Here is a 10,136-nt window from a genome sequence, read left to right on the forward strand (position 1 = left end):
TCCTCGGACAGGGGTGCGGCGACGGCCGGCTCCTCGGGCAGGGGTGCGGCGACCGCCGGTTCCTCCGCCTGCAGCCGCACGAGCACCACGCCGGTCAGGATCAGCGCGCCGCCCGCGAACTGGATGGGCGCGGGCAGCTCGCCCAGCAGCGCCCACGCGGCGAGGATCGAGAAGAGCACCTCGGTGAGGCCGACGAACGAGGCGATGCGCGTGCCCAGTCGCGAGCCGCCCTGGATGCCGAGGAGGTAGGCGAGCACGGTCGACATGCCCAGGATCACCGCGGCCGGGACCGCCCACGAGATCTCGTTCCCGAGGAACACGACGTCGCCGAAGCTCGCCCGCAGCGGCGCGATGCCGGTGAGACCGAGGATCAGCAGGATCCCCGCGCCGACCGTCATCGCCCCGGCGGTGAGCGCGATCGGCGGCAGCTCCGGATCGACACGGCCCGCGATGACGTAGTAGACGCAGAGGCCGAGGGAGGCGGTGAGCGCCCAGGCGATGCCGATCAGCTCCGGAGTGGACTCGCCGGAGAGGTCCAGGACCAGCACGAGGCCCGCGAGGGCGACCGCCGAGCCGGCGAGGGTGAAGCGGCCGGGGTGCCGTCGGGTGCGCGCCCACGCGAAGAGGACGAGGAAGACGGGGGCCAGGTACTCGATCAGGAGGGCGATGCCCACCGACATGTGCTCGATCGCGCTGTAGAAGCAGAGCTGCGCGGCGACGACGGCGAAGACGCCGTAGAGGCCGACCGTGCCGAGGTTGCGCCGGAGGACGTGCCCCTTGCCGCGGAGGGAGAGGGCGGCGGGGACCGCGAGGACGAGCGCCGCGCCTCCGGCCCGCCACAGGACCGCGGCGGAGGGCGTCCAGCCCGCTTCGAGGAGGGGTTTCACGAACGGACCGCCGAGGCCGAAGGCCGCCGCGGCGGCGAGGGCCAGCGCGAGGCCGGAGCCGAGTCGGCGCGGGGGTGTGCTGGCGGTCATGCGCGCATCCTTCGAGACGAGGGGAGGACGAGAGGTCAGGAGTCACACTCGTTATGCTCGTGACAGCCTCCCGTCGTCCAGACGGTACCGGCTCGCCCTGTCAGGAGTCAACATGGTTTTCGCTCATGACGTCGAAGCGTCGCTGACCTCGACCGCCTTCCTCGTCAACACGCTGCCCGAGCTCTCGCACTCGGGGGAGGACGAGCTCGCGACGCTGGAGCAGCTCGACGAGTTCGTGCGGGTCAACCGCTACACCGGCAGCCGCGAGCACTCGTCGGCCGAGCTCGAGGCGATCCGGTCCGTCCGCTCCTCCCTCCGCTCGCTCTGGCTGACCAGCGCCGAGGAGGACCTGGTCGCCCTCGTCAACGCGATGCTGGACGACGGACGCGCCCTGCCCCAGCTCGTGCGGCACGGCCTCTGGGGGTGGCACCTGCACGCGACGCGCGACGAGAGCCCGCTCGCGACGCGCATCGTCGTGGAGGCGGCGATGGCCTTCGTCGACGTCGTGCGCGGCGACGAACGCGACCGCATCCGGATCTGCGCGGCCGAGGACTGCGAGGCGGTGCTCGTCGACTTCTCGCGCAACCGCTCGAAGCGCTACTGCGACACCGGCAACTGCGGCAACCGGGCGAACGTCGCGGCGTACCGGGCGCGGCGCGCGACCTCCGAGGCGTGAGCGGCCGCGCATCCTAGCGCGGGCGAGCACCTCGCCCTAGCCAGGGCGCGCGGGCGCGTGTAGACTCGTTCGGTCGGCTCTTGACACCGTGCGTTCAGCGCGCGGATGGGTTTGTTAGTCAAGCGGGCCGGATCTCCGACAGTCGTCGTGAGAGACATCACATGTGTGAATCGGCCCCGGTCAACGACTCGCCCGGGTTCCAGCAGGCTGCGTTCGGACGCGCCCCACGAGGGCGCCCTCCGGCGTGCGCCTGCCCGCGCAGAAACCGAACCCAGGAAGACAGCCATGCCCAAGAACAAGAAGCCCGCCGGCGGACGCCCCGCCAAGAACTTCGAGCCCAACCGCTTCGGCGCGTCCAGCGGCAAGTCGCAGCTCGGAGGCCGCTCGCGGTTCCCCGCGGCCAAGCCCGGCGCGCGCAGCGAGGGCCACCGAGGCTACCGCCCCGTCGACGAGAACGCGCCCAAGAAGGCGCGCTGGAACGCCGACGAGCGCGCCGCCCGCGCCGACGAGCGCACGGAGCGCCCGGCGCGGTCCTACGATCGCGACGACCGTCCCGCGCGCTCGTACGACCGCAGCGACCGTCCGGCCCGCTCGTTCGACCGCGACGACCGTCCGGCTCGTTCGGCGGACCGCGGCGAGCGTCCCGCCCGCTTCTACGACCGCAGCGAGCGCCCCGCGCGCTCGTTCGACCGCGACGACCGTCCGGCTCGTTCGGCGGACCGCGGCGAGCGTCCCGCCCGCTCCTACGACCGCAGCGAGCGCCCCGCGCGCTCGTTCGACCGCGACGACCGTCCCGCGCGCTCGGCCGACCGTGGTGAGCGCCCCGCCCGCTCCTACGACCGCAGCGAGCGCCCCGCCCGTTCGTCCGACCGCACCGAGCGCCCCACCCGGTCCTACGACCGCACCGAGCGCAGCGACCGTCCCACGCGTTCGTTCGACCGCAGCGACCGTCCGGCCCGTTCGTTCGACCGCAGCGACCGTCCGGCCCGTTCGTTCGACCGCAGCGACCGCCCGGCCCGCTCCTTCGACCGCGACGAGCGCCCCGCCCGCACCGAGCGCCCCGCCCGCACGTCGTACGACCGCAACGACCGGGGCGACCGCAACGACCGCGGCCCCCGCCGCGACTCCTCCGATTTCTACCCCTCGCGCGACACCCGCGGCTCGCACCAGGTCGACGACGTCGTCCTCGAGCGCCTCGAGGCGACCGCGACGCTGGCCGTCGACGTCGAGGGCGTGTCGTTCGGCGACCTCGGGCTCGGCGCGAACATCGTGCGCCAGCTGACCTCGATGGGAGCGGCGGCGCCGTTCCCGATCCAGGCCGCCACGATCCCCGAGGTGCTGCGCGGCAAGGACGTCCTCGGCCGCGGCAAGACCGGCTCCGGCAAGACCATCGCGTTCGGCGCGCCGGTCGTCGAGCGCCTGATGGAGAACAACGGAGGCAAGGACCGCAAGCAGGGCCGCGCTCCCCGCGCGCTCATCCTCGCCCCGACCCGCGAGCTGGCGATGCAGATCGACCGCACGGTGCAGCCGATCGCACGCTCCGTCGGCCTCTTCACCACGACGATCTTCGGCGGCGTGCCCCAGTACAAGCAGGTCGGCGCCCTCCAGCGCGGAGTCGACATCGTCATCGCGACGCCGGGCCGTCTCGAGGACCTCGTCGAGCAGGGCCGCCTCGACCTCTCGAAGGTGACCATCACGGTCCTCGACGAGGCCGACCACATGTGCGACCTCGGCTTCCTCGAGCCCGTGCAGCGGATCCTCCGCCGCACGGCGACCGGCGGACAGCGCCTGCTCTTCTCGGCCACCCTCGACAAGGGCGTCGCGACGCTCGTCGACGAGTTCCTCGTCGAGCCGAGCGTGCACGAGGTCGCCGGCGAGGACCAGGCGTCCTCGACCATCGACCACCGCGTGCTGGTGATCGAGCACCGCGACAAGGGCGCGATCATCGAGCAGCTCGCCGCGCGCGAGGGCAAGACGCTGATCTTCGCCCGCACCCGCGCGTTCGCCGAGCAGCTCGCGGAGCAGCTGGAGCACGCGGACATCCCCGCGACCAGCCTCCACGGCGATCTCAACCAGTCGCGCCGCACGCGCAACCTGGCGATGCTCACCAGCGGCCGCGTCGACGTGCTCGTCGCCACCGATGTCGCCGCGCGCGGCATCCACGTCGACGACATCGACCTGGTGATCCAGGCCGACGCGCCCGACGAGTACAAGACGTACCTGCACCGCTCCGGCCGCACCGGCCGCGCGGGCAAGAAGGGTACCGTCGTCACCCTCATCACGCGCAACCGCCGCCACCGTATGGAGGAGCTGCTCGAGCGCGCCGAGATCGAGGCCGACATGGAGCAGGCGTTCCCCGGCGACCGCGTGCTCGCCGAGATCAGCGCCGCCGGCGAGTAGGTCGTCGCACGGGAAGAGGCGCGGATCCCCACGGGGTCCGCGCCTCTTCCCGTCGGTGCGGTTACCGGCGCTGCAGATCGCGGCGCGCACGAACGCCGAAGGGCGGACACCTCGCGGTGCCCGCCCTTCGGCGTTCTCAGCAGTCGGAGACTGCGGACTGCTTACGCAGCCGGCATCAGGACCGTGTCGATGAGGTACACGGTCGCGTTGGCGGTCTGGACGCCACCGCAGATGACGGACGCGTCGTTGACCTTGATGTCGTCGCCGGAGCCGGTGACGGTGAGGTCGGTGCCCTGGACGGTGGTCTGGGTGCCGTCGATGTCATCGGGGGCGATCTGGCCGGGGACGACGTGGTAGGTCAGGACCGACGAGAGCGTCTCGGCGCCCTCGGGGGTCGCCAGCAGCTCGAGGGTCGCAGCGTCGAGCTTCGCGAACGCGTCGTCGACCGGGGCGAAGACGGTGAACTCGCTGCCGTTCAGCGTGTCGACGAGGTTGACGTCGGGGTTGAGCTGACCCGACACCGCAGCGGTGAGGGTCTTGAGGAGCGGGTTGTTCGACGCGGCGGTCGCCACCGGGTCGAGGGCCATGCCGGCGACCGAGCCGGCGCCGTCGGGGACGGTCTCGGCGTAGGTGGCGCAGCCGGGGCCGACGAGGTTCGCGGCCGGGTCCATGGTCTCCATGGGCGTCGAGGACTCCATCGGCGTGGAGGACGACATCGACTCCTCGGTGGACTCGGTGGTCGAGCCGCTGCCGCTGGAGCAGGCGGTGAGGCCGAGGGTCGCGATGCTGATGAGGGCGAATGCGGCGAAAGTGGTGCGCTTGGTGGTTCGCATGATGTTTCTCCTTCGTGAGACGGTCCCGGTGACGGGTTCCGTTGTCCTGGACGTACAAGGGGGGTTGTTGCTGTGTGGACCGTTTCGCGGCCGTTGACATGTCTTCGGAGCCCTGCCCAGGGGGGTTTGGAACGGATCGGAGAAGTTCGGTAACGGCTTCGTAACGGCGCTGCCGAGCACCCTCGACCGCCCCGAACGTCGTCTCCGCGTGGATCCGCGTCGATTACCCTGGAAGCCGCTCGCGCTCGCGGGCGCAGGCGCGCGGTCACCTCAGGGGCCGCCCGAACGAGGAACGGGGCCGCAGGTGCACACCAGGTGGGCGCGAGTCGCACGGGGCCTCGCCGCCGCCGTCGCCGCGACCGTCACCGCCGCCGCCTCGCACACCCTCGCGGGGGCCCACGCGCCTTCGCCGGCGATCCTGGCGCTGACGACGGCCTTCGCCGCAGTCGTCTGCGTGCTCCTCGCGGGCCGCACGCTCTCGCTCCTGCGCCTGTCGGTCTCCGTCCTGCTCAGCCAGCTCGCCTTCCACGCGCTCTTCCTCACGGCAGGGGGCGGCGGAGAGGTCAGCGTCGTCGGCGCCTCCGCATCGGGAGCGCACTTCCACGACGGATCGACGCTCGAGCTCGTCGCGGCGGGGAGCGGTCATGCCGCCCACTCCGGTCCGATGACCCTCGCGCACCTCGTCGCCGCCGTCCTCACCATCGCCGCCGTGCGTCGGGGCGAGGCCCTCTTCTTCTCCCTCGGCGAGCGGCTCGTCCGCATCGTCGTGCGCGCCGTGGCTCGCGCCTCGGCGGTCCTCCTCGGACCCGTCGGCCCCTCGGTCGCCGTCGCGGGCACCCCTGAGCCGCGCTCCCCGCGTCCGCTCGACGCGGTGCTCACGCACCTGCGGCACCGCGGTCCGCCGCGGGGCGTCCTGCACGCCGCCTGACACCGCTCCGTCCCGGGGCGCGTGCTCGGTCGGCGTCCACCCGCGCGCACCGCATCCCCGCGCTGCGCATCCGGACGCCCGGCGATCGCCGGCACCCCTCAAGGACTCGAGACCATGACCTCCTCCACCCGCACCTCGGCCACCCGCACCTCCTCCCGCCTCCGCCTCGTCGGCAGCGGCGCGCTCGTGGCCGCCGGCTCCGTCGCCCTCGCGCTCGCCGCGCCGACCGCCGCCAGTGCCCACGTGAGCGCCACGGCGAGCACCACGGCCGCCGGCGCGTACACGGTCGTCACCTTCTCCCTCGCGCACGGCTGCGAGGGATCGCCGACGACCGGCCTCACCATCACGATCCCGGACGGGATCAACTCCGTCAGCCCGACCGTGAACCCGAACTGGGACGTCGCGAAGAACGAGGTGCAGCTCGCCGAGCCGATCACCGACTCGCACGGCGCCTCCGTGACCGAGCGCGTCTCGGACGTCGTCTACACGGCGAAGACCCCGCTCGCGGACGGCTACCGCGACACCGTCTCGCTGCAGCTGCAGCTCCCGGAGGACGCGGCCGGCGAGACCCTCGCGTTCCCGGTCCTGCAGACCTGCGAGACCGGCTCGACCGCGTGGGACCAGCCGACCGTCGAGGGTGAGGACGAGCCCGAGCTGCCCGCTCCGGTCGTCGCGGTGACCGCGGCGGAGGAGGGCGCCGGCCACCACGGCGCAGGTTCCGATTCGCACGAGGACGAGGAGACCGCCGAGGCGACGACCGCGTCCTCGACTACCGCGGCGGGCGGCTCCGACGTCGTCGCCCGAGTCCTCGGTGTCGGCGGTCTCGTCGTCGGTGCGGTCGGAGTCGCGGTCGCGCTCGCGTCGCGTCGTCGCGGCCCGAAGGCGTCCGCGTGATCCTGCGCCGCACCTCCCGTGCCGCCGCCGCCGCGATCGCACTCGGCCTCGCCGGTGCGGTCGCGGTGGCGGCGCCCGCCAGCGCCCACAACTACCTCGTCTCGAGCTCGCCCGCGGCGGACGCCGTCGTGACGGAGCAGCCCGGGACTCTGAGCGTCACCACCAACGACGACCTGCTCGTCCTGGGCGACGACGGACGCGCGGCGGGACTGCGCGTCACCGGACCCGACGGCCTCTACCACGGCGACGGCTGCGTCACGGTCCTCGGACCCGAGGCGTCCATGCCGCTGGAGCTCGGCGCCGCGGGCAGCTACGACGTCACCTGGCAGGTCGTGTCCACCGACGGCCATCCGGTCTCGGGCGAGTACTCGTTCGAGTGGCAGCCGGCGGACGGCACGGCCGTCGCCGACGGCTCCGAGACGGTGCCGGACTGCAACGGCACGGTCGACGTCTCGGGCGCCGCCGCTCCGGCCGACGGCGATTCCGACGAGGCGGCGCCCTCCGGAGCCGATGCGGTGCCGATCGGCGACGTGCTCTGGATCGGCGGTGCGCTCGTCGCGGTCGTCGCCGCCGTCGGAGTGACCCTGCTGGTGCTGCGCCGCCGCCCGCAGGCGTAGGGGCGTCCCCGGACCGACCGGATCGCCCGTCCGGAGGGGTGCCGCGCCCCTCCGGACGACGGTCGGCGCTGGCGTGCTCAGCGCTGCCTGCTCCGCGCAGCCCGCTCAGCGCAGCAGAGCCGCCAGCGGGCCCTCGTCGAGGTCGGCCAGAACCGCGGCGGCGTCCTCGTAGACCGCGACGGCGCCCGCCTCGCGCAGCTCGTGCTCGCCTGTGCCGCCTGACAGGACGGCGACCGTCGCGAGCCCCGCCCGCTCGGCCGACAGCACGTCCCACGAGGCGTCGCCCACCATGATCGCGTCGTCGGGCCCGACGCCCGCCCGCTCCAGGGCGATCGCGATGATGCCCGGATCGGGCTTCGCCGTGTCGACGTCCTCCCCGCTCGTCACCGCGTGCACGGCGTCGCCGAGGTCGAGGACCTCGAGCAGCAGGTCGAGCTCCTGCTGAGGAGCGGAGGTCGCGAGCACCACGTGCACGCCGCGTCCCGCGATCTCCCGGATCAGCTCCCGCGCCCCGGGGAGGAGGGTCAGGCGCGCGCCGAGCTCGGCGTAGTTCTTCGTGTGCAGGGTCTTCAGCTGCGAGCGCGTGGCGTCGTCGACGTCGTCCTCGGTCAGCATGCCGATCAGCTCCGAGGAGTCGGCGCCGATCGCGCGCTGGATGCGCCAGGCCGGCACCTCCAGATCGCACTGCCAGAACGCTCGCGCCCACGCCTCGATGTGCAGGAAGTTCGAGTCGACGAGGGTGCCGTCGATGTCGAAGAGGACCGCGGTGGTGCGCGGGGTGCGGGTGCCGGTGCGGCTGTCGGTGCCGGTGCTCGTGCTGTTCTCGCTCATGGTCGTGTCGTCCTCCGGAGTCGTCGGACCCGGCGTCGTCACCAGGCGGAGATCGGCACGCTACTCCCCGACACGGGTCGGGCAGGACCCCCTTGCCACCGATCCGTGCCCCCGATCGCTCGCGTGTCGGAAGTTCTGCACGAAGCTGTTCTGAACGAGCGTGTTCCGCACGAGGGCGCTCTGCTCCGGTCCGTTCCGCACCGGTCACCTTGTCATCGCTCGGTGCCCGCCGCGGTCCTCCTCCGCTCCTCCGTCCTGCGCGCGCCCGTCAGAACGGGGGAGGCCCCTCCGCCGCAGTACTCGTCCGTTCGCGCCACAGGCCGGCCGGTGGCTCCAGGCCCTCCGCACCTCCCGGACCCTCCGCACCTCCCGGACCCTCCGGGCCCTCCGGTCGGGTGAGGTACCGCCGTCCCGTCGGGCTCGTCCACTCGAGGACGCCGCTCCGACCGTGGCGGACCGACCATCTGCTCGTGTGCCGGAGTCGGTGGTGGTGCCGGCAGAGGTGGGCGAGGTTGTCGGCGTCGGTGCGTCCGCCGTGCTGCCACTCGACACCGTGGTCGACGTCGCTGTCGGAGGCGGAGCGGGTGCAGCCGGGGAAGCGGCAGGTCCGATCCCGCAAGGCGAGCGCCCGGCGGAGGTCGGCGGGCGGCCGGTACGAGGTGCGTCCGACCGAGAGGACCGCACCGCTCTCGGGGTGGGTGAGGATCCGGGTGAAGGAGGGAGCGTGCGCGGCGAGGCGCCTCGCGGTCCGGGCATCGACCGGTCCGTACCCCTCGAGCACGCCGGGTTCCTCCGAGCGGCCGAGCAGGGTCAGGACCGGGACCGTCACCGCGACCCGGGGACGGATGCCGCGCGGAACGGCGGCCGCCGGTCGCGAGCCGTCGGGACGCTCGCCGATCTCGCCGTCGAGCAGGAGCGCCGTGCCCACGTCGGCACGCAGCTGCGGAAGGGAGCGCGACTCCTCCGGCGCCTCCCCGAGCACGCGGGCGGCGCGATCGATGCGGTCGAAGGCTCCGTGCGCTTCGGGTGCAGGCAGGTGCAGGTGCAGCGTCGCCATGCCGTCGAGCTCACCGTCGAGCCAGACCCCGCGCCGGGCGGCGCACCGCTGGTGCCTCGCCGTCGGCGATTCCGGATGCAGCCGCTCGCGCAGGGTGCGGAGGCGGCGTCGCAGTTGCGGGGGAGTGCACTCGGCGGCGATCCGTGCGGCCTGCTCGTCGAAGCGTCCGCGCACCTCGACAGGCAGATCCAGCGCCGCCCGCACGACGACCCGGGCGTGCTCCGGAGCGATGACCGCCTCCTGCAGTGCCGACAGCGTCTGCGGCAACTCGTTCACCAGCATCCGGCTCTCCTCGACGAGTGCCGAGGCGAGCGACTCCGCGACCCGCATGCCGGTCGCGAGCTCGGCGACCAGGGCGCGCATCGCGGCCTCCTCGCGCTCGACGTGCGCCTGCACCCGCGGGTCGACCAGCGCCTCCGGCAACGCCATCGCCGTGCGTCGCGCGAGCTCGATCAGCTCCGCCCGCTGCGCCTCGGCCCGCGCCCGGAACGCATCGACCGCGCACGCCGCCCCGACCGCGGCCACGAGGGCGTCGTCGAAGCACTCGCGCACGCTCGGACCGCCACCCGCGGGCCTCGCCTCGACATCCAGAAGAACCATACGAGGATGAGACCACGGACCACCGACACGGGCAGGGCGATCACGCCACCACGGAGCCGGTTCGCGCCACGGTCGCGCGCTCCGACCGCTCGCCGCGGCCCGAGAGCGCCTGCGACGCCCTACCGCACCCTCCTCGGCACCGTGAACACCGTCTCGACTCCGCGCGAGTACAGCACCGAGTCCGGAGCCCTCTCGCCGACCCCCGGGAACCCGGCCGCAGACAGCAGCCCGTCGTCCAGCGAGAGCAGCTCGGCCCGCTGCAGCGGGCCGAGCTGCTCTCGCTGGACGACGGGCTGCTGTCTGCGGCCGGGTTCCCGGGGGTC

9 protein-coding genes and 1 pseudogene are annotated in these 10,136 nt (G+C 73.3%); 5 read left to right on the top strand and 5 right to left on the bottom strand.

Annotated features, from left to right (window positions below):
* Window positions 1–977 (bottom strand): EamA family transporter (locus NB037_RS16950; RefSeq protein WP_251947864.1); only part of this gene is annotated, 977 nt, incomplete at its 3' end.
* Window positions 978–1,089: 112 nt separating this feature from the next.
* On the opposite strand from NB037_RS16950, the gene NB037_RS16955 reads away from it, so the two are divergent.
* Both NB037_RS16955 and NB037_RS16960 read left to right on the top strand, forming a co-directional pair.
* Window positions 1,090–1,653 carry a CGNR zinc finger domain-containing protein gene (locus tag NB037_RS16955; RefSeq protein ID WP_251947866.1) on the top strand — a complete coding sequence of 188 codons (564 nt, stop codon included), beginning with the start codon at window positions 1,090–1,092 and terminating at the stop codon, window positions 1,651–1,653.
* A 285-nt stretch (window positions 1,654–1,938) separates the two neighbouring features.
* Window positions 1,939–4,053, top strand: a complete 2,115-nt coding sequence (locus tag NB037_RS16960; RefSeq protein WP_251947868.1) for a DEAD/DEAH box helicase — start codon at window positions 1,939–1,941, stop codon at window positions 4,051–4,053.
* 161 nt (window positions 4,054–4,214) lie between these two features.
* Here NB037_RS16960 and NB037_RS16965 read toward each other — a convergent pair whose 3' ends face one another.
* Window positions 4,215–4,886 (bottom strand): fasciclin domain-containing protein, encoded by a 672-nt coding sequence (locus tag NB037_RS16965; protein WP_207407925.1) that lies wholly within the window; start codon window positions 4,884–4,886, stop codon window positions 4,215–4,217.
* Window positions 4,887–5,190: 304 nt separating this feature from the next.
* On the opposite strand from NB037_RS16965, the gene NB037_RS16970 reads away from it, so the two are divergent.
* From NB037_RS16970 to NB037_RS16980, 3 genes are all read left to right on the top strand, one after another.
* The gene (locus tag NB037_RS16970; protein WP_251947870.1) at window positions 5,191–5,814 is read left to right on the top strand and encodes a hypothetical protein; all 624 of its coding nucleotides are present in this window, start codon (window positions 5,191–5,193) and stop codon (window positions 5,812–5,814) included.
* 114 nt (window positions 5,815–5,928) lie between these two features.
* A complete protein-coding gene (locus NB037_RS16975; RefSeq protein WP_251947872.1) occupies window positions 5,929–6,708 on the top strand; it encodes a YcnI family copper-binding membrane protein in 780 nt (259 codons plus the stop codon).
* Complete coding sequence (locus NB037_RS16980; protein WP_251947875.1) at window positions 6,705–7,325, top strand: copper resistance CopC family protein; 621 nt, start codon at window positions 6,705–6,707, stop codon at window positions 7,323–7,325. The genes NB037_RS16975 and NB037_RS16980 overlap by 4 nt, the downstream gene beginning before the upstream one ends.
* A gap of 105 nt (window positions 7,326–7,430) precedes the next feature.
* Here the strand turns inward: NB037_RS16980 and NB037_RS16985 are convergent, their stop codons facing one another.
* From NB037_RS16985 to NB037_RS16995, 3 genes and pseudogenes are all read right to left on the bottom strand, one after another.
* Window positions 7,431–8,156, bottom strand: coding sequence for an HAD family hydrolase (locus NB037_RS16985; protein WP_251947877.1), 726 nt, complete (start codon window positions 8,154–8,156; stop codon window positions 7,431–7,433).
* Between the two features lie 268 nt (window positions 8,157–8,424).
* The gene (locus NB037_RS16990; protein ID WP_251947879.1) at window positions 8,425–9,813 is read right to left on the bottom strand and encodes an HNH endonuclease signature motif containing protein; all 1,389 of its coding nucleotides are present in this window, start codon (window positions 9,811–9,813) and stop codon (window positions 8,425–8,427) included.
* Between the two features lie 119 nt (window positions 9,814–9,932).
* Window positions 9,933–10,136, bottom strand: a pseudogene (locus NB037_RS16995) (hypothetical protein); the annotation flags it as partial.

It is taken from the genome of Rathayibacter rubneri (genome assembly GCF_023743255.1).
Lineage (GTDB): Bacteria > Actinomycetota > Actinomycetes > Actinomycetales > Microbacteriaceae > Rathayibacter > Rathayibacter rubneri.